Origin of the sequence: Actinokineospora iranica (assembly GCF_900101685.1) — a bacterium.
In the GTDB taxonomy this organism is placed as follows: Bacteria; Actinomycetota; Actinomycetes; order Mycobacteriales; family Pseudonocardiaceae; genus Actinokineospora; species Actinokineospora iranica.
Genome location: NZ_FMZZ01000011.1, coordinates 170,597 through 193,451, shown reverse-complemented (window position 1 = coordinate 193,451; position 22,855 = coordinate 170,597). Strand labels below are relative to the sequence as shown.

At 69.3% G+C, this 22,855-nt stretch carries 28 protein-coding genes; 5 read left to right on the top strand and 23 right to left on the bottom strand.

Annotation, left to right across the window (positions count from 1 at the left end; genetic code table 11):
- Positions 1–14: 14 nt before the first annotated feature.
- The 3 genes from BLS56_RS22145 to eccB form a co-directional block, all read right to left on the bottom strand.
- On the bottom strand, positions 15–1,493 hold the full coding sequence (locus tag BLS56_RS22145) for a WXG100 family type VII secretion target (protein WP_228771826.1): 1,479 nt from the start codon (positions 1,491–1,493) through the stop codon (positions 15–17).
- A gap of 9 nt (positions 1,494–1,502) precedes the next feature.
- Positions 1,503–1,817, bottom strand: a complete 315-nt coding sequence (locus BLS56_RS22140) for a type VII secretion target (protein ID WP_091454296.1) — start codon at positions 1,815–1,817, stop codon at positions 1,503–1,505.
- Between the two features lie 82 nt (positions 1,818–1,899).
- Positions 1,900–3,537: a type VII secretion protein EccB gene (eccB, locus tag BLS56_RS22135; RefSeq protein WP_091454190.1), complete on the bottom strand. Its 1,638-nt coding sequence runs from the start codon at positions 3,535–3,537 to the stop codon at positions 1,900–1,902.
- A 422-nt stretch (positions 3,538–3,959) separates the two neighbouring features.
- Here eccB and eccE point away from each other — a divergent pair, with 422 nt between their 5' ends.
- From eccE to BLS56_RS22110, 5 genes are all read left to right on the top strand, one after another.
- Positions 3,960–5,144: a type VII secretion protein EccE gene (gene eccE, locus BLS56_RS22130; protein WP_091454295.1), complete on the top strand. Its 1,185-nt coding sequence runs from the start codon at positions 3,960–3,962 to the stop codon at positions 5,142–5,144.
- A complete protein-coding gene (locus BLS56_RS22125) occupies positions 5,141–5,872 on the top strand; it encodes a hypothetical protein (protein WP_091454188.1) in 732 nt (243 codons plus the stop codon). The genes eccE and BLS56_RS22125 overlap by 4 nt, the downstream gene beginning before the upstream one ends.
- Positions 5,873–6,281: 409 nt before the next feature.
- Positions 6,282–7,838, top strand: a complete 1,557-nt coding sequence (locus tag BLS56_RS22120) for a S8 family peptidase (protein WP_091454185.1) — start codon at positions 6,282–6,284, stop codon at positions 7,836–7,838.
- 345 nt (positions 7,839–8,183) lie between these two features.
- A complete protein-coding gene (locus BLS56_RS22115; protein ID WP_091454183.1) occupies positions 8,184–9,755 on the top strand; it encodes a S8 family peptidase in 1,572 nt (523 codons plus the stop codon).
- A 55-nt stretch (positions 9,756–9,810) separates the two neighbouring features.
- Positions 9,811–10,335, top strand: coding sequence for a hypothetical protein (locus BLS56_RS22110; RefSeq protein ID WP_091454182.1), 525 nt, complete (start codon positions 9,811–9,813; stop codon positions 10,333–10,335).
- 166 nt (positions 10,336–10,501) lie between these two features.
- On the opposite strand, the gene truA is transcribed toward BLS56_RS22110, so the two are convergent.
- From truA to rplX, 20 genes are all read right to left on the bottom strand, one after another.
- Positions 10,502–11,332, bottom strand: coding sequence for a tRNA pseudouridine(38-40) synthase TruA (gene truA, locus BLS56_RS22105; RefSeq protein ID WP_228771824.1), 831 nt, complete (start codon positions 11,330–11,332; stop codon positions 10,502–10,504).
- 14 nt (positions 11,333–11,346) lie between these two features.
- Positions 11,347–11,925, bottom strand: a complete 579-nt coding sequence (gene rplQ, locus BLS56_RS22100) for a 50S ribosomal protein L17 (RefSeq protein ID WP_091454177.1) — start codon at positions 11,923–11,925, stop codon at positions 11,347–11,349.
- 51 nt (positions 11,926–11,976) lie between these two features.
- Positions 11,977–13,026, bottom strand: a complete 1,050-nt coding sequence (locus BLS56_RS22095; protein ID WP_091454175.1) for a DNA-directed RNA polymerase subunit alpha — start codon at positions 13,024–13,026, stop codon at positions 11,977–11,979.
- A gap of 115 nt (positions 13,027–13,141) precedes the next feature.
- Complete coding sequence (rpsD, locus tag BLS56_RS22090) at positions 13,142–13,747, bottom strand: 30S ribosomal protein S4 (protein ID WP_091454172.1); 606 nt, start codon at positions 13,745–13,747, stop codon at positions 13,142–13,144.
- Positions 13,748–13,770: 23 nt separating this feature from the next.
- A complete protein-coding gene (gene rpsK / locus BLS56_RS22085; protein WP_091454169.1) occupies positions 13,771–14,178 on the bottom strand; it encodes a 30S ribosomal protein S11 in 408 nt (135 codons plus the stop codon).
- Between the two features lie 194 nt (positions 14,179–14,372).
- Positions 14,373–14,753, bottom strand: coding sequence for a 30S ribosomal protein S13 (rpsM, locus tag BLS56_RS22080; protein WP_091454165.1), 381 nt, complete (start codon positions 14,751–14,753; stop codon positions 14,373–14,375).
- A 179-nt stretch (positions 14,754–14,932) separates the two neighbouring features.
- Positions 14,933–15,046, bottom strand: a complete 114-nt coding sequence (gene rpmJ, locus BLS56_RS22075; RefSeq protein WP_018682809.1) for a 50S ribosomal protein L36 — start codon at positions 15,044–15,046, stop codon at positions 14,933–14,935.
- 79 nt (positions 15,047–15,125) lie between these two features.
- Complete coding sequence (gene infA / locus BLS56_RS22070) at positions 15,126–15,347, bottom strand: translation initiation factor IF-1 (RefSeq protein WP_005166804.1); 222 nt, start codon at positions 15,345–15,347, stop codon at positions 15,126–15,128.
- A gap of 275 nt (positions 15,348–15,622) precedes the next feature.
- Positions 15,623–16,393, bottom strand: coding sequence for a type I methionyl aminopeptidase (gene map / locus BLS56_RS22065; protein WP_091454293.1), 771 nt, complete (start codon positions 16,391–16,393; stop codon positions 15,623–15,625).
- 53 nt (positions 16,394–16,446) lie between these two features.
- Positions 16,447–17,001 (bottom strand): adenylate kinase, encoded by a 555-nt coding sequence (locus BLS56_RS22060; RefSeq protein WP_091454162.1) that lies wholly within the window; start codon positions 16,999–17,001, stop codon positions 16,447–16,449.
- Positions 16,998–18,299, bottom strand: a complete 1,302-nt coding sequence (gene secY, locus BLS56_RS22055) for a preprotein translocase subunit SecY (RefSeq protein ID WP_091454160.1) — start codon at positions 18,297–18,299, stop codon at positions 16,998–17,000. Before secY ends, BLS56_RS22060 begins: the two co-directional genes overlap by 4 nt.
- Before the next feature lie 586 nt (positions 18,300–18,885).
- Positions 18,886–19,338 carry a 50S ribosomal protein L15 gene (gene rplO / locus BLS56_RS22050; RefSeq protein ID WP_091454157.1) on the bottom strand — a complete coding sequence of 151 codons (453 nt, stop codon included), beginning with the start codon at positions 19,336–19,338 and terminating at the stop codon, positions 18,886–18,888.
- Between the two features lies 1 nt (position 19,339).
- A complete protein-coding gene (gene rpmD, locus BLS56_RS22045; protein ID WP_091454154.1) occupies positions 19,340–19,522 on the bottom strand; it encodes a 50S ribosomal protein L30 in 183 nt (60 codons plus the stop codon).
- A 2-nt stretch (positions 19,523–19,524) separates the two neighbouring features.
- Positions 19,525–20,196 carry a 30S ribosomal protein S5 gene (gene rpsE, locus BLS56_RS22040; RefSeq protein WP_091454152.1) on the bottom strand — a complete coding sequence of 224 codons (672 nt, stop codon included), beginning with the start codon at positions 20,194–20,196 and terminating at the stop codon, positions 19,525–19,527.
- A 28-nt stretch (positions 20,197–20,224) separates the two neighbouring features.
- Positions 20,225–20,632 carry a 50S ribosomal protein L18 gene (rplR, locus tag BLS56_RS22035; RefSeq protein WP_091454149.1) on the bottom strand — a complete coding sequence of 136 codons (408 nt, stop codon included), beginning with the start codon at positions 20,630–20,632 and terminating at the stop codon, positions 20,225–20,227.
- The gene (gene rplF, locus BLS56_RS22030; RefSeq protein ID WP_091454146.1) at positions 20,629–21,168 is read right to left on the bottom strand and encodes a 50S ribosomal protein L6; all 540 of its coding nucleotides are present in this window, start codon (positions 21,166–21,168) and stop codon (positions 20,629–20,631) included. Before rplF ends, rplR begins: the two co-directional genes overlap by 4 nt.
- 12 nt (positions 21,169–21,180) lie before the next feature.
- The gene (rpsH, locus tag BLS56_RS22025) at positions 21,181–21,579 is read right to left on the bottom strand and encodes a 30S ribosomal protein S8 (RefSeq protein WP_091454144.1); all 399 of its coding nucleotides are present in this window, start codon (positions 21,577–21,579) and stop codon (positions 21,181–21,183) included.
- An 85-nt stretch (positions 21,580–21,664) separates the two neighbouring features.
- The gene (locus tag BLS56_RS22020) at positions 21,665–21,850 is read right to left on the bottom strand and encodes a type Z 30S ribosomal protein S14 (protein WP_091454142.1); all 186 of its coding nucleotides are present in this window, start codon (positions 21,848–21,850) and stop codon (positions 21,665–21,667) included.
- 37 nt (positions 21,851–21,887) lie between these two features.
- Complete coding sequence (gene rplE, locus BLS56_RS22015; RefSeq protein WP_091454139.1) at positions 21,888–22,451, bottom strand: 50S ribosomal protein L5; 564 nt, start codon at positions 22,449–22,451, stop codon at positions 21,888–21,890.
- A 2-nt stretch (positions 22,452–22,453) separates the two neighbouring features.
- The gene (gene rplX / locus BLS56_RS22010; RefSeq protein ID WP_091454291.1) at positions 22,454–22,774 is read right to left on the bottom strand and encodes a 50S ribosomal protein L24; all 321 of its coding nucleotides are present in this window, start codon (positions 22,772–22,774) and stop codon (positions 22,454–22,456) included.
- Between the last annotated feature and the right edge of the window lie 81 nt (positions 22,775–22,855).

Below are 22,855 nucleotides of genomic sequence, written 5' to 3'. Positions count from 1 at the left end.
CCCGTCAGTCCCCGTCAGTCGTCCTCGCCGATGACTGACGGGGACGCCTTGGTGGGCTTGCCGAAGATGTCCTCGGGGTCGCCGACGACCCGGCTGCGGGACTTGTGCTCGGCGTCGCCGCTCTGCTGCCCGCCCATGCCGCCCATCATCGGCATCCCGCCCATCATGCCCATGCCGCCGCGGTGGCCGCTGTCGGCGGCGGCCGCAGCGGCACCCGCGCCCGCGGGCATCCCGCCCGCTTTGCCGGGCAGGGCCTCGCCTGCGGTGACGTAGCCGCCGGGCTGCGGAGCGGGCGCGGTGGGCGGGGTCGCGGGAGTGGCGGGCACCGGACCGCCACCACCACCGCCTCCACCGCCGCCCCTGACGGCGTCGGGCGCGCCTGCCGGAGTCGAGTCGGAACTGCCGCCCGGCACCGCGACGACCGGTGTGTCCGCGGAGAACGACCAGTTGTCGTCGGGGAAGGTGTGCGCCATCGTGATCTTCTCGAAGACCTCGGACCCGTCGATGCCGTCGCACAGGCGGACCAGGGCTTCCAGGATCTGCCGGACCGCCTCGAAAAGCTCGCGGGTCGGGCGGTTCACGTGGTCGAGGTACTGGCGGGTGCGCTCTTCGCCCTGCACGGGCACGACCAACGACTGGGAACCGCTCTCGGCGGCGTCGGCGAGCACGCCCGCCATGTCCTGCACGATCTCGCGGATGCCGTCGGCGGTGGCGTCGAGCACCTCGCCCATCGCGGCCATCGCGTCGGACATGTCGTGCCCGGCCAGCCCGACCCGGTTCATGTAGTCGATGAACGAGTCCGCGTCGGCCCCCTGCCACGCGGAATCCAAGCCACCCAAGGGTTTGGTGAGGCTCTCCGCGACGTCCTCCGCGCGGGCGCCCGCGGTCCGCCAGCGCTCGGCCTCGGCGTGCATGTCGCTCCACCGGCCCACGACCGGGGCGAAGTACTCCTCGACCGGGTCCGGGACGCCAAGCTCGCGGCAGAGCCTGCTCAGAAAGTCCAAATAGGACCCGACGTCGGCCTCGATGTCGGCACCGTCCGGCCCGCCCGGCGACCGCCCGATCAGCGAGCGCCGATCCGGCGCACCAGGGTCCACCCCGATCAGCGAGCGCCGGTCCCCGGCGTCCGGGTCGACCCCGACCAGCGAACGCCGGTCAGCAGCACCGGGGTCCGCCCCGATCAGCGAGCGCCGATCCAGCGCGTCCGGGTCCTGCCCGATCAGCGAACGCCGGTCAGCAGCGTCCGGATCTTGACCGATCAGCGAACGCCGGTCCAGGGCATCCGGGTCCTGCCCGATCAGCGACCCCCGATCCAGGACGTCCGGCTCCCGGCCGATCAGCGACCCCAGGTCCAGCGCGTCCGGGTCCTGCCCGATCAACGAGCCCAGATCCGGGGCGACCGCGCCAAAGGGGTCGATGCCGTCCGAAACCCCACCGCCGTCCCAGAAAGCGCCGCCGTCACCGGCGTCGTCGGCGTTTCGTCCCGTCCGCATCGCCATTCCCTACCCCCGGCCGCTGCGCTTGATCGTCGACGCGCCCTCTTCGTCGGACCCCCGGTACTTCTCCGCGACCTGGCCCAGCGCCACCGCCGCGGACTCCAGCGCCTCGACGCCCCGGGTCAGCTGCGCCCGCAGGACCTCGGCGGCGCGCCCGTAGGACTCCGCGGTGCGGACCGTGCGGCCGAGCGCGCCGAAGGCCTCCGTGCTCAGCGGCGCGGTGTTCAGCACCTCGGCGCCCTTGGCGAGTTCGTCCGCGGCCTCGGCGACCTTCTTCGCGTACCCGCTCACCCACGCCGGATCGACCCTGATCGCGACCATGGTGCGCACCTTCCTGCCGACGCCGAAATCTCCCCTTTGACGGTAAGGGGTAAGCGCCGGTTCCCCGAGACAGGGCCTCGGCTCAGCCGCCGCCGTTGGGCTGCGGCTGGGCCTGGGGCTGCGGTTGCGGCTGGGTCGAGGGGAACTGGCCGGGCTGGACCGGCACCACGTCGTAGGTCTGCAAGACGTCGCGGGTGTTCAGGGACGCGCCGTTGGGCAGCAGCCGCATGATCGCGTCCGGCGCGGGAAGCTGGTTGCTCAGGCCGAGTGCGGCCGCGGTGCGCGCGTCGGGCACGCCGAACTTCACGCCGCGGTCGGAGACCAGGTAGATCGGGCCGGTGGCGAAGTCCTGTTCGGACGTCGCGCCGCGGACGACGGCCGCGCGGCCGGGCGGCATGTAGAACCAGTCGAGGCGCTGGCCGTCCGCGCTGGGGCTGCTGATCGCGACCGACTTGGGCTGGCCGTTGGCGTTGCGCGGCACCGGAAGCTGCTTGCCGACGTGGACCTTGGTGTGCTGGTTGGCGTTGGGGCCTTCGCCGACGATGTTCCAGCCCAGGCACGCCACCGGGTAGTTCGCCGGGCTCAGCGCCTCGGGGACGACCTCGGGGAAGCTGCCGTCGTCGATCTGCTTCTGCCCGGTCTCCGCCGGGAGCTGGTCGGGGCGGACCTTGGGGATCTCGGCGCCGCCCGCGGTCGAGGTGAAGCGGATGAGGTCGGCGGTGGTCTTCTTGATCTGCTGCACGGTGTTCTGCAGGATCACGTAGTAGACGAAGTTCCCGGCGCGCTCGACCTGCACGACCGAGCCGACCGGCAGGCCGCCGACGTTGACGTCACTGCGGCCGCCGGAGTTCGGAATCGGCGGCGGGGTCAGCGCGGGCGCCTCGGGGATCGCGTTGAGCAGGCCGGTGGTGATCTGCCGGATGGCGTCGTCGCGCAGGTTCAGCGCCGCGCGCACGTTGCCCTTGCTCATGTCGACCTCGGCGCGCACGGTGTTGGCGTTCTTGATGTTCGCCGTGGCGGGCGTGCGGTAGACCAGGTACGTCTTCTTGGTCGAGGACTGCACCAGCAGCGCCTCGTTCTCGGCGAGTTCCGGGCCGAGGTTCTTCTCGCCGCCCAGGACCGTGGTCTCGATCTTGTCCTCGCTGGCCGGGTCCTTGAGGCTCGGGTCGAGCTTGTACTCGTCGCAGACCGTCCAGTCGCTGCCGATCCGCTGCCCTTCCTCCGGCAGCAGGTGCGGGCCGTTCTGGATGCCGGTGAGGCGGTCGCGCGGGATGTCGACCAGCTTGTCGTCCGGGATGACCTCGACCGGGGCGGCCTGTTGCGCCGCGCCGCCCGCGTTGGTCTGGCTGCCCGCTGGCTGCTCGCCACCGGAGTTGGAGCGCGCCAACAGGATCAGCCGCGCCGAGGCGAGGTTGAAGGTCGGGACGAGGACGGTGCCCTTGTCCGTGTTGGTCAGCAGCACGTAGACCGCGCCGGACGGCTTCGCCACGATGATCCCGGGCGTGGTCGGGACCTTCGGCGCGGGACTGAGCAACCCGAAGATCAGGAAGCCGATCACCCCCACCGCGGCGATGCAGATCCCGACGATGGTCGCCCGCGAGTGCGTGCGCATCGGATCATGGAGCATCACCGCGTCCTTGCGGACCAGTGCCGACTGCATCCTTCGCAGTACGAAGCGGTATGCCTGAACCTGAGACTTTGTAGTCGGTGTTGATGGCATTCTCGGCCTGCTGCTCTCCCCGTCGCGGTACCGTTCCGCAGGATAGCCGTACCGCGCATGTCACATGAGCGTTCTCCGCCAAGCCGGGGAGAACCTTTCGCGCGGAGGCCGCTGAGCAGCATCGATGAGGGGAAGAGAACGAGCGGATGTCCGTGACCACTCCTCCACGACAGGGCCGGACCCCACCGCCACGCCCCCCGGGCCCGGGTGGACCGGGAGGCCCGGGTGGACCAGGCGGGCCGGGCGGACCCGGCGGACCAGGTAGGCCAGGTGGTCCAGGCGGGCCGACCGGACCGGGCGGGCCCCCTGGGCCACCCGGACCACCGCCCGGTCGTCCGCCCACCGCGGAACCGCCGAGCGGCCCGCGCACCCGGGTGTCTGCCCGCAGGCGCAACCGGGGCGCGAGCCTGGGCGCGCTGCCGGTGGCCAACCTGGTCGTGCTCGAAGTCGGCGTGGCCATCGGCCTGGTGCTGCTCGGCATCGATCTCGGCCTGGTCTACGTCGCCATCGGCATCGCGGTGGTGGCGCTGGTGATCGCGTTCCTGCGGTGGCGCGGGCGCTGGTTCACCCAGTGGGTCGGGCTCACCACCCGCTACACCTTCCGGTCGCACGCCCGGGTCACCCGGCCGCCGAGCCCGGTGACCATGGAGGAGCTGGCGGCCGAGGACGGCGCGACGGTGACCGGCCCGGACGACCCGAGGGTCAACCTGCTGCGGCTGGCCGTGCCGGACCTCGTCGTCGCGCACGCCGTCGACCACGAGCGCAGGCCGCTCGGCCTGGCCTGGCACGAGGGCACCTGGACCGCGGTGCTGCTGGTCGACCCGGCGCCCGCGCTGGTCAGCCAGGTCGGCTCGACGCCGAGCCTGCCGCTGGGCGCGCTCGCGCCGTGCCTGGAGGACCGCGGTGTCGTGCTCGACGCGATCCAGGTCATCTGGCACTGCTACCCGGGCAGCGCGGCACTGCCGCCGAACTCGCCCGCGCTGGCCTCCTACCTTGAGGTGCTCGGCCCGCTGTCGGCCGCGGCGCGGCGCACCACCTGGGTCGCGGTGCGGCTCGACCCGCGCCGCTGCCCCGCGGCGGTGCGGGAGCGCGGCGGCGGCGTCGTCGGCGCGCACCGCGCCCTCATCGGCGCCCTGTCCCGGGTGCGCAACGCGCTGGAGTCCCGGGGTGTGCCGACCCGCCCGCTGGACCCGGACGAGCTGCTCAAGGCCGGGATCTCCTCGGCGGAGCTGACCGGGGTCGCCGGGTCCAACAACCGGGTCGCGCTGCGCGAACGCTGGACCGGCGTCACCGCGGCGGGCATCGGGCACGCCAGCTACGCGATCACCGGCTGGCCGCAGGGCAAGCTCGCCAACAGCCTCAACGCGCTCACCGGCGTGCGGGCGCTGTCGGCGACGGTCGCGATGTCGATCTCCCCGGGCAGCGACGACGGCCAGGTGGGGTTGCGCGGCCTCGTCCGGGTCAGCGCCCGCAACCCCGAGGAACTCGGCCACGCCGACGAGCGGCTGACCGCGATCTCCGACCGGCTCGGCATCACCCTGACCCCGCTGCGCGGGCTCCAGGTCGCCGGGCTCGCCGCCACGCTGCCGCTGGGAGGAAAGGCATGAGTGGTTCGAGCAGGCTGCTGGACACCCAAGGCGGGGCGGGTGGCATCGCGCCGGAGTTCCTGGTGTCGCCGGACATGCTGGACGCGATCAGCCCGTCCGGCGACCGGGGCGGCATGGTGCTGGGCTCCGGGCTGCAGGGGGAGCCGCTGACGATCTCGGCGCTGCGGCCTGCGCCGACGCGGATCGTGCTGGTCGGCGGGCTCTACCTGGCCCGGCAGGTCGCCCTGCGGGCGATGGCGGTCGGCGCGTGGGTGGTCGTGGCCACCGGCAGGCCCGCCGCGTGGCAGGTGCTGCAGAAGGCTGCGGGCACCGGGCCGGACGGTCGGCCCGCGCCGCTGGTGCAGATTCGCAGGCTCAGCCCGGTCGAGCTGCCCCGCCCGTCGGAGGACGGCCCGCTGCTGGTCGTGCACGACGGCGGGCCCACGCCGCAGGAGCTGTTCCCGCCGCGGTCGCCGTGGCAGACGACGGTGTACGTGCTGCCGTACATGCACCCGCAGGCAGGCGCGACGGCCAACGTGGCCGATCTCGTGCTGCTGCAACGCCTGCCGGTGGGTCAGGCGCAGTTGGCCGCGCGGATCTGGCGGCTGCCGCCGCCGATGGTGCAGCAGCTGACGACGCTGGCTGACGACCAGGTGGTGGCGCTGGGCAGCAACCTGTGGCGTCCGCTGCGGTTGGTGACCACGCAGAAGGAACAGCAGATCCTCGGCCCGGTCCGGCGCGGCGACTAGCCGCTCATCGATCGCCGACGAAGGCCGCTTTCGCGACAGCCACTGTCGCGGAGGCGGCCTTCTGGCATCCCGGCCTTGACAACCGCACCTACGTGGTCCTTTATGGACGGTGGCCGCGTTCGATATGGGCGTGCTCGCTGGTCAGACAGGTAATCAATCGACAGTGACCAAGCGCACAATGGTCATTGCTACACCAAATGGCCGCGACCAATAGCCCTATGGGCCCAATCGGTTGCCAGTGGCGCGAGAACTGTTCATAACTGGCCATCTGGCTCTCTTGCTTTGTCGACCCGGCATTGGTCAATGTGGGGTTGTTCGCGCGAACAACCACCGCATCTCCCCTGGCACGCGGCCCTGGAAGTCGAGGGTCAGCCGCCGCGTGCCTTCCCCTGCTGAAGGAGACCGTGCCATGGGTATGTCTCGCGCCAGGTCGCTACGGCGACTCCGCGGTGTGGGCTTGGCCGCCGCCGTGACGATCGCGGCTGGGGTAAGCCTGGCCGCCCCCGCTTCCGCCGCCGAGGGCCAGGTTCTCGGGGCCGACCAGTCCACCGCCATCCCGGGCAGCTACATCGTCATCCTCAAGGACGCGACGAAGGCCGACGCCCTGGCCGCCAAGCACGGCGGCACGATCAAGCAGCGGTACTCCGCGGTGGCGCGGGGCTACGCCGCGGCGATGTCCGAGCGGCAGGCCAAGCGGCTGGCCGCCGATCCCGCCGTCGCCTATGTCGAGGCCGACCAGACCGTGCGCCTCACCGCGGACCAGGCCAACCCGCCGTCGTGGGGGCTGGACCGGATCGACCAGCGCGACCTGCCGCTGGACAGCAAGTACTCGTACGCGAGCACCGCGTCGAACGTGAACGCCTACGTCATCGACACCGGCATCAACTTCGGCCACACGGAGTTCGGCGGGCGCGCGGTCAGCGGCATCGACACCGTCGACAACGACAGCGACGCCACCGACTGCCAGGGCCACGGCACGCACGTCTCCGGCACCATCGGCGGCAGCACCTACGGCGTGGCCAAGGGCGTCAAGCTGATCGGCGTGCGGGTGCTCAACTGCCAGGGCTCCGGGTCGACCTCCGGCGTCATCGCGGGCGTCGACTGGGTCACCGCGAACCACGCCAAACCGGCCGTGGCCAACATGAGCCTCGGCGGCCCCGTGTCGACCGCCTTGGACCAGGCCGTGCGGCGGGCCATCACGGCGGGGGTGACGTTCGCGGTCGCCTCCGGCAATTCCGGCGCCAACGCGTGCAACTACTCGCCCGCCCGGGTGACCGAGGCGCTGACGGTGAACGCCAGCACCCGCACCGACGCCCGCGCGAGCTTCTCCAACTACGGCACCTGCACCGACCTGTTCGCCCCCGGCGAGGGCATCACCTCGGCGTGGATCGGCGGCAGCACCGCCAGCCGGACCATCAGCGGCACCTCGATGGCCGCCCCGCACGTCGCGGGCGCCGCCGCGCTCTACCTGGCGGCCAACCCCTCGGCCAGCCCGGCGGCGGTGAACTCGGCCGTCATCACGGCCGCGACCACCGGCAAGATCACCAACCCGGGCACCGGCTCGCCGAACCGCCTGCTCCACACCGGTTCCGGCGGCGCCACCCCGCCGCCCACCGGCTGCGCCCCGGCCAGCAACGGAACCGACGTGCCGATTCCGGACGCGGGGGCCGCGGTGACCAGTTCCATCACCATCTCCGGCTGCGCGGGCAACGCTGGCTCGTCGAGCACGATCGCGGTCAGCATCGTGCACACCTACCGCGGGGACCTCGTCGTCGACCTGGTCGCCCCGGACGGCTCGGCATACCGGCTGAAGAACTCGAGTTCGTCGGACGCCGCGGACAACGTGGACGCCACCTACACCGCGAACCTTTCCGGTGAGGCCGCCAACGGCGCCTGGAAACTCCAGGTCCGCGACGTCTACAGCGTCGACACCGGCTACATCAACGCCTGGACGCTGGACCTGTAATCGTCGCACGCTCTACGAATACCACCGGAATCACCCCGGGGACCACGGTCCCCGGGGTGATTCTTTTCTCTTTACCAAAAACGTCTCCGCTGCTTACGATCTTCGTCGCTGGAATACGCCGAACGTCCACGGATTGACCCGGAACGGTCAATTCGGACACTTTTACGAGAATCTCCGAAAAAACGGCGAATGGTCGCCCGACAATGCGCCGAACAGCGCAGCGACGGGTGCTCACAGCATAGCAAGCGGCAGTTGAATTCCGCCTTTCGAGCGAATCGAGGAAACTCACCCGAATGCCGGAACGCACTCGGGAAACGCTCGAAGCTCTCAAAGGAGACGGTTCTGATGGATATCCGAAGTGGGACCGCACGACGCCGGGGGCTCGCCCTCGCCGTCCTGGCGGGCGTCCTGGGCGGACTGAGCCTGACCACGCCCGCGGTCGCGACCGAGGGCGCCGTCCTCGGCGCTGGCCAGGCAGACGTGATCAAGGACAGCTACATCGTGGTGCTGGCCAGACCCGGCGTCGACGCGTCGTCGCTGACCGCTAGACACGGCGGCAGAGTCGAGCACCGCTACACCGCCGCCCTCAACGGCTACGCGGCGATCATGACCGAGCGGCAGGCCAAGCGGCTGGCAGCGGACCCCGCCGTCGCCTACGTGGCGGCCGACCGGACGGTGCGGGCCGACACCGAGCAGCTTTACCCGCCGTCGTGGGGCCTCAACCGGGTCGACCAGGGCTACACGGTCCCCCCGAGCAGCCGGTACATCTACTCGACCACGGCGTCGAACGTGAACGCCTACATCCTCGACACCGGCATCAACATGACCCACACCGACTTCGGCGGCCGCGCGGTCAGCGGCATCGACACGGTGGACAACGACGCCGACGCCACCGACTGCAACGGCCACGGCACGCACGTGGCGGGCACGGTCGGCGGCAGCGCGTACGGGGTGGCCAAGGGCGTGGACCTGATCGGCGTCCGGGTCCTCGACTGCTTCGGCAACGGCAGCTACGCGGGCGTCATCGCGGGCGTCGACTGGGTCACCGCGAACCACGTCAAGCCCGCCGTGGCCAACATGAGCCTCACCGGCGGCGGCTACGCGCCGCTGGACACCGCGGTGGCGAACTCCATCGCCGCCGGGGTCACCTACACCCTGTCCGCGGGCAACAACGGCGCGGACGCGTGCGACTACTCGCCCGCCCGCACCCCGGCGGCGATCACCGTGGCCGCCACCGACGGTTTCGACATCCGCGCCGACTTCTCCAACTACGGCTCGTGCGTCGACATCTTCGCCCCCGGCGTGGACATCACCTCGGCGTGGGTCGGCGGCAACACCGCGGGGAACACCATCAGCGGCACCTCCATGGCCGCCCCGCACGTCGCGGGCGCCGCGGCGCTGTACCTGTCCGGCACGCCGACCGCGACCCCGGCCGACGTGCGCGGCGTCCTGAACATCCTGGCCACCCCCGGCACGATCACCAACCCGGGCGCGGGCAGCCCGAGCAAGATGCTCAAGACTCCCGGCAGCCCCTTCGCCCCGTTCGGCTCGGCCACCAACGGCACCGACTCCACCCTGCCCGACGGCGGCGCGGCCATCGACCAGCAGATCACCTTCAACACCGCCCCCGCCACCGCCTCGGCCACCAGCGTCGTCGGCGTGCACCTGGTCCACCAGGACCTGTCCGAGGTCAGCGTGCGGCTGATCGCCCCGGACGGCAGCGTCTACCCGCTGATCAACCAGGGTGCCAGCAGCGGCACCGGCATGGCCAGCGGCTACATGGTGAACCTGTCGTCGGAGCAGAAATCGGGAACGTGGAAGCTGCGGGTGCAGGACCACGTCACCGGTGACACCGGCTACCTGAGCACCTTCTCGCTGCACCTGGACGCCCCCGCCAATTTCTGGCAGATCAACTGACCGCCGGTGTCCCGAGAAAGGGACACCGCTAACCGAGTGACAGCCTGACCTGGCGGTGGCTTCGCCCGAGACCGGCGAAGCCACCGCTGCCGGTTCACTCGACTCGACGGACCACCGCAAATGGGACCGCATGGGCATCGAGCAGGACCGCAAGCAGCTGGAGTCGAAGCGCAAGCAGCACACCGAGTACCTGGGGAAAGCCGCGGGCCTGCGCACACCGCCGCACGGCGCAGATGATCACTTGCGCGTTCAGCGGCTATCGTCATCGGTGCGCTGCCACGTCCGATGCCGGACCAGCCGAACGCCTGACGGGAGCAACAGGAGAATGAGCATCCACGACCAAGCACAGCAACTCGCCGCGTTGGCCGACCGAGTGCCCACCGGCCAACTCCAGTCGTTGCAGACGGAACTGACCTCGATCCTCCAACAGGCCACCAGCATCCTGGGCGACACCTCAAGCGCCAACACCGTCCAAGCGGCCATCTCCCAGGCGCAGACCCTCATCTCCGACGTCGGCGCCGTCCTCGAACACGCCCGCACCGAGATCACCAACGCCGCCCACCACCACCTGCGCGGCTGACCCGTCCCGCATCCGGACGTCGCGGGTCGCGGACCACCGGCCCTGGTCGGCCGAACGACCGGCACCGACCAGGGTCGGGTCGTGGGCGTGCTCGCCGGCGAATGGCATCGGAGCAGTTGATCCCCAGCTGAGACAGGAAAAAGGGCGCGCCTGAACGGCCGCGGGATCAGCGGGTGCGGACGTTGCGGGTGAGGGCCGCCCGCTGGGCCAGGTCCTCGTCTGCCGGGTAGTCGACGCCGGTCAGGGTCAGGCCGTGGGCGGGGGCCACCGTGATGACGCTGGGGCGTTCGGTCGCGGTGAGCATGGACGCGGGCCACTCCACGGGCTTTCTGCCCTCGCCGACGGCCAAGAGGGCGCCCACCAGGCTGCGGACCATGGAGTGGCAGAAGGCGTCCGCGGCGACGTGGGCCGTCAGGGTGCCGTCCTCGGCGCGGGCCCAGTCGAGGCGTTGGAGTTCGCGGATGGTGGTGGCGCCGTCGCGGCGTTTGCAGAAGGCGACGAAGTCGTGCTCGCCCAGCAGGTGGTGGGACGCGGCGTTGAGGGCGGCCAGGTCCAGCGGGCGCGGCCAGGCGACGATGTGGTTGCGGTGCAGCGGGTTCGCCCGCCAGGCGGTGTCGCAGACCCGGTACGCGTAGTGCCTGCGCAGCGCCCCGAAGCGGGCGTCGAACTCGGCCGGGACGGCGCGCATCCCGGTCACCCGCACGTCCGCGGGCAGGGCGCGGGCCAAGCGCAGGACCAGCGCGTCGGGGTCGACGTCGGCGGGCAGGTCGGCGTGGGCGACCTGCCCGGTGGCGTGCACCCCGGCGTCGGTGCGGCCCGCGACGGTCAGCCGCACGTCGTGGCGCAGCACCTGCGACAGGGTGTCCTCCAGGACCCCGCACACGGTCCGCCGCTGCGGTTGCCTGGCCCAGCCGGAGAAGTCCGCGCCGTCGTAGGCGATGTCGATGCGAATGCGGACGAGCCCGCCGCCCCCAGCGGGGGCGACGGGCTCGGCCACGGTGTGCTGCGGTGTCAGGACTTGTCCTCGGCGCCCTCGGCGGGCTTCTCGGCGGCGTCCTTGGTCGCGGACTCGGGCGCGTCAGCGTCCTGGTCCGCGGCGGTGTCGGCCTGCTCGACCGGCGCGTCCGCGTCCTCGGCCTTGGTCTCTTCGACCTCGGCGTCGGCGGGCTTGTCCGCCTTGGGCTTGTCGGCGAACTTGGTCTTGCGGGCGGCCTCGGCCTCCGCGGTGACGGTCTTCTCCTGGATCAGCTCGATGACGGCCATGGGCGCGTTGTCGCCCTTGCGCGGCATCGTCTTGATGATCCGGGTGTAGCCGCCGTCGCGGTCGCTGAAGAACGGGCCGATCTCGACGCAGAGACGCTGCACGACGTCCTTGTCGCGGATCACCTTCATGATCTCGCGACGGTTGTGCAGGTCACCGCGCTTGGCCTTGGTGATCAGGCGCTCGGCGTACGGGCGCAGCCGCTTCGCCTTGGCCTCGGTGGTGGTGATCCGGCCGTGCTGGAACAGCGCGGTGGCCAGGTTGGCCAGGATCAGCCGCTCATGGGCCGGGCCCCCGCCGAGACGGGCGCCCTTCGTTGGGGTGGGCATTCCTTGCTCCTTGTGGAAATCCGCTGCTCAAGCAGTCCCGGCAGGGACGGCTCAGAGCTGCTCCGTCTCTGCGTAGTCCTGGCCGTCGTCGTTGCCGGTGTCCGAGCCGTCCGACCAGCTGTCGGTGGCGTAGTCCGCCGCGGCAGCCGTCGGGTCGAACCCGGGCGGGCTGTCCTTGAGCGCGAGGCCGAGGCCGACGAGCTTCATCTTGACCTCGTCGATCGACTTGGCGCCGAAGTTGCGGATGTCCAGCAGGTCCGCCTCGCTGCGCGAAACGAGCTCACCCACGGTGTGGATGCCCTCGCGCTTGAGGCAGTTGTAGGAGCGCACGGTGAGGTCGAGGTCCTCGATCGGCATCGCGTAGGCGGCGATGGTGTCCGCTTCCTGCGGCGACGGGCCGATCTCGATGCCCTCGGCGTCCACGTTGAGCTCGCGGGCGAGCCCGAACAGCTCGACCAGCGTCTTACCGGCGGACGCGACAGCGTCCCGCGGCGTGATCGACGGCTTGGTCTCGACATCGAGGATGAGCTTGTCGAAGTCGGTGCGCTGCTCGACGCGGGTGGCCTCGACCTTGTAGGTCACCTTGAGGACCGGCGAGTAGATCGAGTCGACCGGGATGCGGCCGATCTCCGCGCCCGCCTGCTTGTTCTGCACGGCGGGGACGTAGCCGCGACCGCGCTCGACGACGAGCTCGATCTCCAGCTTGCCCTTGCCGTTCAGGGTGGCGATGTGCAGGTCGGGGTTGTGGACCGTGACACCGGCGGGCGGCACGATGTCTCCCGCGGTGACCTCACCGGGGCCCTGCTTGCGCAGGTACATCGTCACCGGCTCGTCCTCCTCCGAGGAGACGACAAGCTCCTTGAGGTTGAGGATGATGTCGGTGACGTCCTCCTTGACCCCCGGCACGGTGGTGAACTCGTGCAGCACGCCGTCGATGCGGATGCTGGTGACCGAGGCGCCGGGGATCGAGGACAGCAGGGTGCGCCGCAGCGAGTTGCCCAGCGTGTAGCCGAAGCCGGGCTCGAGCGGCTCGATGACGAAGCGGGAGCGGGTCTCGTTGACCGGCTCCTCGGCAAGGCCTGGACGCTGTGAGATGAGCACTGTTGGTTCTTCCTTCCCTTGGGCGACCGCTATTTGACGCCCGACTGAACGGGATGTCCCCGGCCAGGAGGCCGAGGACGGGGCGGCGGCTTCGGAGCCGCCGCCCCGGTAAAGATCACTTCGAGTAGAACTCGACGATGAGCTGCTCCTGCACGGGCACGTCGATCTGCGCGCGCTCGGGGAGCTGGTGCACCAGGATCCGCAGGTTCGACGACACGACCTGCAGCCAGCCCGGGATCGGACGGTCGCCGAAGGACTCCTTGGCGGCCACGAACGGCAGCGTCGGCAGCGACTTGGGCTTCACGTCGATGATGTCGAACTTCGACACCTGGTAGCTCGGGATGTTGACCTTCTTGCCGTTCACGATGAAGTGACCGTGGCTCACGAGCTGACGGGCCTGGCGGCGCGTGCGGGCGAGCCCGGCGCGGTAGACCACGTTGTCGAGACGGGACTCCAGCAGCTGGAGCAGGACCTCGCCGGTCTTGCCCTTGCGGCGCACAGCCTCCTCGTAGTACTTGCGGAACTGCCGCTCGAGGATGCCGTAGGTGTAGCGGGCCTTCTGCTTCTCCTGGAGCTGAAGCAGGTACTCGCTTTCCTTGATCCGACCGCGGCCGTGCTGGCCGGGCGGGTAAGGACGGCGCTCGAACGCCTGGTCGCCGCCGACGAGGTCGACCTTGAGCCGACGCGAGATGCGGGTCGCGGGGCCGGTGTAGCGTGCCATTTCTTCTTACTCCTCCCCGTTCCTCAGACCCGGCGCCGCTTGGGCGGGCGGCAGCCGTTGTGGGGCTGCGGGGTCACGTCCTGGATGGTGCCGACCTCAAGACCGGCCGCCTGCAGCGACCGGATCGCGGTCTCCCGGCCGGAGCCGGGGCCCTTGACGAACACGTCGACCTTCTTCATGCCGTGCTCGGCGGCCTTGCGGGCCGCGTTCTCCGCGGCCATCTGCGCGGCGAACGGAGTCGACTTGCGCGAGCCCTTGAAGCCCACGTGGCCGGACGAGGCCCACGCGATGACGGCCCCGGTGGGGTCGGTGATGGAGACGATCGTGTTGTTGAACGTGCTCTTGATGTGGGCGTGCCCGTGCGAGACGTTCTTCTTTTCCTTGCGCCGGACCTTCTTGACTCCGGCGCCGGTGCGCGACTTCGGTGGCATGTCTTCGGGTTTCTCCTAGCTGGTGCGCGAGGTGGTGATCTCGGGAGCTGCGTTCCGGATAATCGATCCGGCGTCCGCGTAGAGATCGCGCAGTGCTGCCGGGCGGGCGCACTTGGGCGCGACTGCAAGGGCCATGAAAGCCCGGTTCCGTCGGCGCTGAGGCACGACGTGAACCACGGTCTCGCAGCTCTTGGTCACTTCTTTCCGGCCTTCTTCTTGCCGGCGACCGTCTTCTTCGGGCCCTTGCGGGTACGGGCGTTGGTCTTGGTCCGCTGACCGCGGACGGGCAGACCGCGGCGCCACCGCAGGCCCTCGTAGCAGCCGATCTCGATCTTCCGGCGAATGTCGGCCTGCACCTCGCGGCGGAGGTCACCCTCGACCTTGAAGTTTTCCTCGATGTATTCCCGGAGCTTGACCAGGTCCTCGTCCCCGAGGTCCTTCACACGCACATCCGGGTTGATCTCGGTGGCGGCCAGCAGCTCCTTGGAGCGGGTCCGGCCGATGCCGAAGATGTAGGTCAGCGCGATCTCCAGCCGCTTTTCGCGGGGAAGGTCCACGCCAGCGAGTCGTGCCATTCGGCGATGTCTCCTCTGGTTTCTTCTCCAGGTCTTCTCCCCCACCGCCCCAGACCGACTCAAGGTCTGGGACCCGGCCTGGAGCCCGGGCGCGAGCCGGATCCGTGTGATCCGGCAGGTAGGGGGAGGTCGTCTTGTTCTCGCTTCGCGTCGATCCGTGACCGAGCGCTAGGCGGTGATCAGCCCTGGCGCTGCTTGTGGCGCAGGTTCTCGCAGATCACCATGACCCGGCCGTGACGGCGGATCACCTTGCACTTGTCGCAGATCTTCTTGACGCTCGGGTTGACCTTCACGTCTGCTGTTCTCCTGCTTCGGCCGCGTGTCCCCGGCGGGGGACACCAGTAGTGGCTTCCCGGTCTTGGCGACCGAGGGTCACTTGTAGCGGTAGACGATGCGGCCGCGGGACAGGTCGTAGGGCGAAAGCTCTACGACGACCCGGTCCTCGGGCAGGATGCGGATGTAGTGCTGCCGCATCTTGCCGCTGATGTGTGCCAGGACCTTGTGGCCGTTCTCCAACTCGACGCGGAACATCGCGTTGGGGAGTGGCTCGACCACGCGGCCTTCGACCTCGATGGCCCCGTCCTTCTTGCCCATGTCCTCCGCGTTTCGTGACAGTGTCGGGTGTAGCTTCGGTCGGGTGTGGCTGTGAATATCGAGCTACCGCCGGGCACGAGCACGGCAACTACCACAACACCGAGCGACACGCACGACGGAATCGGCACTTTGACAGCGCCACCGGTCAAGTGTACGCACCCGCGATCCGGCGCCCAAATCGGGGCCGCCCACCCAGCCGAAACACTGTTACGCACGGCCGCGCGAACGGTGGCCCCGGAACTCCAGGGACCACCGTCGCGACACGAACAGGTGAATTACTCGGGTGCGGTCAGCACCCAGGGGCCGTCGTCGGTGACCGCGACGGTGTGCTCCCAGTGCGCGGCGCGGGAGCCGTCGGCGGTGACGACGGTCCAGCCGTCTTCCAGCTCGACGGTCTCTTCCGCGCCCAGGGTGAGCATCGGCTCGATCGCGATGGCCATGCCGACCCGCAGCCGGGGGCCCTTGCCGGGCTTGCCGTAGTTCGGGAGGAACGGGTCCATGTGCATGGCGCTGCCGATGCCGTGGCCGCCGTACTCGCGGACGATGCCGTACTTGCGGCCGTGCGCCCGCTCGGAGGCGTGCACCGAGGTCTCGATGGCGTGCGAGACGTCGGTCAGCCGCGCCCCGGGGGCCACGGCCTTGATGCCCGCCTCCATCGACGCCCGGGTGGCGTCGGACAGGGCCTGCTCCGCGTCGGTGACGGACCCGACGAACAGGGTCACCGCCGCGTCGCCGTGCCAGTCGTCCAGGATGGCGCCGCAGTCGACCGAGATCAGGTCGCCGTCGGCGAGGACCTGGGTCTTCGTCGGGATGCCGTGCACGATCTGCTCGTTGACCGACGCGCAGATGCTCGCCGGGAAGCCGTGGTAGCCCTTGAAGGACGGCACGGCACCGGCGTCGCGGATGGTCTGCTCGGCCAACTCGTCCAGCTCCGCGGTGCTCACGCCCGCGCGGGCAGCCGCCGACACGTTGGCCAGCGCCTTCGCCACGACCAGCCCCGCGGCGCGCATGGCGTCGAGCTGGGCCGGCGTCTTGATCTCGATCATCCGCGCACGCCAGGTCGCCAGCGTGAGCCGCAGTCCGCCGAACATGCCACCGGTCACGTCCGGGCGCGCAGAGCGTCCAGCACGCGGGCGGTGATCTCGCCGACCTCGCCGACGGCGTCGATGGTGATCAGCACGTCCGCGTAGTAGTCGAGCAGCGGCGCGGTCTCCGACCGGTAGATCTCCTGGCGGTGCCGGATGACCGACTCGCTGTCGTCGGCGCGGCCGCGGGCGAGCAGCCGCTGGACGACCAGTTCCTCGTCGATGCGGAACTCCACCACGGCGTCCAGCTTGTCGTCCGAGGAGCTGAGCAGCTTGCCCAGCACCTCGGCCTGGCCCACGTTGCGCGGGAAGCCGTCGAGCAGGAAACCGTCGCGGGCGTCCGCTTCGGCCAGTCGCACGCGCACCATCTCGTTTGTCACCTCGTCCGGGACAAGCTGCCCGGAGTCGAGGTAGCGCTTGACGTTCTGGCCAAGCTCGGTGTTGTTCGCGATGTGCGCCCGGAAAAGGTCACCCGTCGAGATGTGCGGCACGCCGAGTTCCGAGCTCAGCGCGCTCGCCTGGGTGCCCTTCCCCGCTCCGGGCGGTCCAACGAGAACAACGCGCGTCACTTGAGGAACCCTTCATAGTTTCGTTGCATGAGCTGGCTCTCGATCTGCTTCACGGTGTCGAGGCCGACGCCGACCATGATCAGCACGGCCGTCCCGCCGAAGGGGAAGTTCTGGTTCTGCCCCTCATTGGTGATGTCGAGGAAGAAGTTCGGGAGCACCGCGATGATGCCGAGGTAGATCGAGCCCGGCAGGGTGATGCGGCTCAGGACGAAGCTGAGGTATTCCGAGGTCGGCCGCCCGGGACGGATGCCCGGGATGAAGCCGCCGAACTTCTTCATCTCGTCCGCGCGCTCGTTCACGTTGAACGTGATCGTGATGTAGAAGTACGTGAAGAAGATGATCAGCGCGAAGTAGACGGCGATGTGCACCGCGCTCGACTGCTTGACGATGTGGTTGGCGATGAACTGCTGCCACCACGAGTCGTCCTGGCCGACCAGCCGCGAGATCAGGTCCGGCAGGTAAAGCAGCGACGAGGCGAAGATGACCGGGATGACACCCGCCTGGTTGACCTTCAGCGGCAGGTAGGTCGAGGTCCCGCCGTACATACGGCGGCCGATCATGCGCTTGGCGTACTGCACCGGGATGCGCCGCTGGCCCTGCTCGACGAACACGACGCTGGCGATGATGAGCAGCCCGAACACACAGACGACCGCGAAGACCAGCCCGCCGTTGCCCTGGAGGATGTTCATGCCCTCGGCCGGGATGCGCGCCGCGATGTTGACGAACATCAGCAGCGACATGCCGTTGCCGATGCCGCGCTCGGTGATCAGCTCGCCGAACCACATGATCACCGCCGTGCCCGCGGTCATCGTGATCACGATGACGGCCAGGGTGAACACGGAGCTGTTCGGGATGATCGGGTCCGGGCAGTTGCTGAACAACTGGCCGCGGTCGGCCATGGCCACGATGCCGGTCGCCTGCAAGACGCCGAGAGCGATGGTCAGGTAACGCGTGTACTGCGTCAACTTGCCCTGACCGGCCTGCCCCTCCTTCTTCAACTGCTCGAAGCGCGGGATCACGACCGTCAGCAGCTGGACGATGATGCTCGCGGTGATGTAGGGCATGATCCCCAGCGCGAACACCGACAGCTGCAACAGCGCGCCGCCGCTGAACAGGTTCAGCAGGCCGTAGACGCCCTGGGTGTCCTGGCCTGCCATACATTTCTGCACGTTGGGGTAAGACACACCCGGTGACGGCAGCAGGGCGCCCACGCGGTAGACCGCGATGATCCCGAGCGTGAAAAGGATCTTGCGGCGCAGGTCCGGCGTCGCGAGAGCCGAGCGGAAGGCGCTGAGCACGCAGGAACCTCCTCGGCGTCACCGGCAACTCACTGCCGGCGAACGGCTTAACCGGCTGGTCGCCGGCAGGTAACAGGGTCTGACCGCCAAGTACTGGCAAGCCAGGAGCGCTTCGGGGCTAGAGACCCCGAAGCGTGCCTTCGACTCTAACAGCACGGGTGCGCTGGGCTGCACCCTGGAGGGCTTCCGTGCCTTGAGGGGTGACTTGGGTCACTGGCTTCTGGGCTGCTTGATGGGTTCCGGGCCGGGTTGCGGGGTCGGCTCGATGGGGTGGAGTGGTTTCTTCGGGACCCCTACGAAGGAAGATCGCCGTGTGAAAGACGGGTGGGAAGCCTTCGGCCTCACACGTGCGGAGCCAGCTTAGCGATCTTCCTTCACCCCCAAAGAAGCCACTCCACCCAATCGAGCACCTGGCAGGTTTGGTTCGGCCTGGCAGGTGCTCGATGCCACTCCACCCCATCGGGCACTTGGCGGCTTCGGGTGCGGTTGGTCGGTTGGTCGGTCAGTCGATCGAAAGGCGAAGGCCGGACCCTGGTGGGTCCGGCCTTCGCTGATTAGCTGGTGTTGCTTTGTCCTAGTCGTGTTCTCAGGCAGCGGTGGTGGTGGTTGCGGTGCCACCCGCCGCGGTCAGCTTCTCCACGGCGCTGGCGCTGAACTTGTCGGCCGTCAGGTTGAGCTTGACGCCGTTGAGGTCGCCGTCGCCGAGGACCTTGACCAGGTTGTTCTTGCGGACCAGGCCCGCCTGGACAAGCTGCTCGATGGTGACGTCGCCGCCGTCGGGGAACGTTTCGGCGATGTCACCGAGGTTGACGACCTGGTACTCCACCCGGAAGCGGTTCTTGAAGCCCTTGAGCTTCGGGAGCCGCATCTGGATGGGCATCTGGCCACCCTCGAAGCGCGCGGGGACGTTCTTGCGCGCCTTGGTGCCCTTGGTGCCTCGACCAGCGGTCTTGCCCTTGGAGCCCTCACCGCGGCCGACGCGGATCTTGTCGGACTTGGCGCCGGGGGCCGGGCGCAGGTGGTGGATCTTGATGGCCATGTCAGTCGACCTCCTCGACGGTGACGAGGTGGCGGACGGTGTGGATCAGGCCGCGCACCTCGGGGGAGTCCTCGCGCACCGTGGACTGCCGGATCTTGCGCAGGCCGAGGGTGCGCAGCGACTCGCGGTGGTTGCGCTTGGTGCCGATGCTGCTCTTGACCTGGGTCACCTTCAGCTGAGCCATGGTCAGACTCCTGTCCCGGCGGTGGCAGCCGCGGCGCGGGCGCGCAGCATTCCCGCGGGTGCGACGTCCTCAAGCGGCAGGCCGCGGCGGGCCGCGACCTCCTCGGGACGCTGCAGGCCGCGCAGGGCCGCCATGGTGGCGTGCACGATGTTGATGGCGTTGTCGGAGCCGAGGGACTTCGACAGCACGTCGTGGACCCCGGCGCACTCCAGCACGGCGCGGACCGGGCCACCGGCGATGACACCGGTACCGGCGCTGGCCGGGCGGAGCAGGACGACGCCCGCGGCCTTCTCACCCTGGATGGGGTGCGGGATGGTGCCGCCGATGCGCGGGACGCGGAAGAAGTTCTTCTTCGCCTCCTCGACGCCCTTCGCGATCGCGGCGGGCACCTCCTTGGCCTTGCCGTAGCCGACGCCGACCATGCCGTCGCCGTCGCCGACGACGACCAGCGCGGTGAAGCTGAAGCGCCGACCGCCCTTCACGACCTTGGCGACTCGGTTGATCGCGACGACGCGCTCAAGGTGCGGAGTCTTCTCGCTCGCCGCACCGCCACGCCCGCCGCCGTCACGCCGGTCACGGCCGCCGCGACGCTCGCCGCGCTCGCCGCCCTGGCTGGCGCCGCCCTGGCCGCCCTGGCCACCCTGGCCGCCGAATTGCCGCGTACGTCCCGGCATCAGGCGTTCCTTCCCTTGATACTCGTCATCAGAACTCCAGCCCAGCTTCGCGGGCCGAGTCGGCCAGCGAGGCGATCCGGCCGGTGTACTTGTTGCCGCCGCGGTCGAAGACGACCTTGGCGATGCCCGCTTCCTTGGCCCGGGCGGCGAGCAGCTCGCCGACCTTGGCCGCGCGGGCCTTCTTGTCGCCGTCGACCGCGCGCACGTCCGCTTCCAGGCTGGACGCGGAGGCGAGGGTGTGGCCCGCCAGGTCGTCGACGATCTGCGCGACGATGTGCCGCGCGGACCGGTTGACGACCAGACGCGGGCGCTCCGGGCTTCCGCTGACCTTCTTGCGGAGCCGGAAGTGCCTGCGGGCCTTGGCGACGCGCCGGATGGTGGAGATGTCCTTGCCCACCGGCTTGCGTTTCGTGACAGTCGCTTCGCTCATGATCACTTACCCGTCTTTCCGACCTTGCGGCGGATCTTCTCGCCCGCGTACCGCACGCCCTTGCCCTTGTACGGGTCAGGCTTGCGCAGCTTGCGAATGTTGGCCGCGACCTCGCCGACCCGCTGCTTGTCGATACCCGAGACGGAGAACTTGGTCGGGCTCTCGACGGCGAAAGTGATGCCCTCGGGGGCCGCCACCTTCACCGGGTGGCTGAAGCCCAGCGCGAACTCGAGGTCCGAGCCCTTGGCCACGACGCGGTAACCGACGCCGTGGATTTCCAGCTTCTTCTCGTAGCCCTGGGTGACCCCGACTACGACGTTGTTGACCAGCGAGCGGGTCAGGCCGTGCAGCGCCCGGTTCTGCCGCTCGTCGTTGGGCCGCTTGACCTCAAGCGTGCCGTCCTCGGCGCGCTCGACGATGATCGGCTCGGAGATCGTGAGCGAGAGGGACCCCTTGGGACCCTTGACGCTCAGGTTCTGGCCTTCGATGGTGATGTCGACCCCGGCCGGAACAGGGATCGGCAGCCTTCCGATACGTGACATGTCGCTTCCCCCTTACCAGACGTACGCGAGGACTTCGCCGCCCACGCCCTGCTTGCCCGCCTGGCGGTCGGTCAGCAGGCCACCGGACGTGGAGATGATCGCCACGCCCAGGCCGCCGAGGACCTTCGGCAGGTTGGTCGACTTCGCGTACACCCGCAGACCGGGCTTGGACACCCGGCGCAGACCGGCGATGCTGCGCTCGCGGTTCGGGCCGTACTTCAACTCGACGACAAGGTTCTTGCCCTTCTCGCCGTCCTCATCGCGGAAGCCCGCGATGTAGCCCTCGCGCTTGAGAATCTCGGCGATGTGCGCCTTGAGCTTCGAGTGCGGCAGCACGACCTCGTCGTGGTATGCCGAGTTGGCATTGCGCAGACGGGTCAAGAAGTCTGCGATCGGGTCGGTCATCGTCATGGTGACCTGTCAACCTTTCTCGCCGTGGTTCCCTCGACGGGCCTGCGGCGAACTGGGGGAAAACCAGTGGGAGCCGGAGTGGCTCCTACCAGCTCGACTTGCTCACGCCGGGCAGCTCACCGCGGTGCGCCATCTGGCGCAGGCAGATCCGGCACAGGCCGAACTTGCGGAACACCGAGTGCGGGCGCCCGCACCGGTTGCACCGGGTGTACGCGCGAACCGCGAACTTCTGCTTGCCAGCGGCCTTCTGGATCAGCGCCTTCTTGGCCATCAGTTCTCCTTGTTCCGATCCTCAGTGACGGCCACGGTCACTGCTCCTTGAACGGGAAGCCCAGGTGCTTGAGCAGCGCCCGGCCTTCCTCGTCGTTGGTCGCGGTGGTCACGATGGTGATGTCCATGCCGCGCTGGCGGTCGATCGAGTCGGGGTCGATCTCGTGGAACATCGACTGCTCGTTGAGACCGAAGGTGTAGTTGCCGTTGCCGTCGAACTGCTTGCCCGACAGACCGCGGAAGTCGCGGATACGGGGCAGCGCGATCGTCAGCAGGCGGTCGAGGAACTCCCACATGCGGTCGCCGCGCAGGGTGACCCTGGCGCCGATCGGCATCCCCTCGCGCAGCTTGAACTGCGCGATGGACTTGCGGGCCTTGCGGACCTCGGGCTTCTGGCCGGTGATCGTGGACAGGTCGCGGACCGCGCCCTCGATCAGCTTGCCGTCGCGGGCGGCGTCACCGACACCCATGTTCACGACGACCTTGACGACGCCGGGAATCTGCATCGGGTTGGAGTACTTGTACTCCTCCCGCAGGGCGGCGGCGATCTCCTCGCGGTAGCGGGTCTTCAAGCGGGGGATGATCTTCTCGGTGGTGGTCATGATCAGATCTCCTTCCCATTTCCGTTCTTGCCGCGGGCGATCCGGACCTTGCGGCCCTCGTCGGTGAACTTGTAGCCGACGCGGACGGCCTTGCCGTCCGCGACCAGCATGACGTTGCTGACGTGGATGGGGGCTTCCTGCGTCACGATGCCGCCGGACTGCGCGCCGCGCTGGGTCTGCGAGATCCGGGTGTGCTTCTTGATCCGGTTGACGCCCTCGACCAGGACCTTGTTCGTCTCCGGGTAGGCCTGGATGACCTTGCCCTTCGCGCCCTTGTCCTTGCCCGAGATGACGACGACGGTGTCGCCCTTCTTGATTTTCATCTTGGTCTTCATGACTTCGACACCTCCGGCGAAGTGATGAAGTAGGCAAACGCGGCGTCGCACCCTGCTTGTTGCATCTTC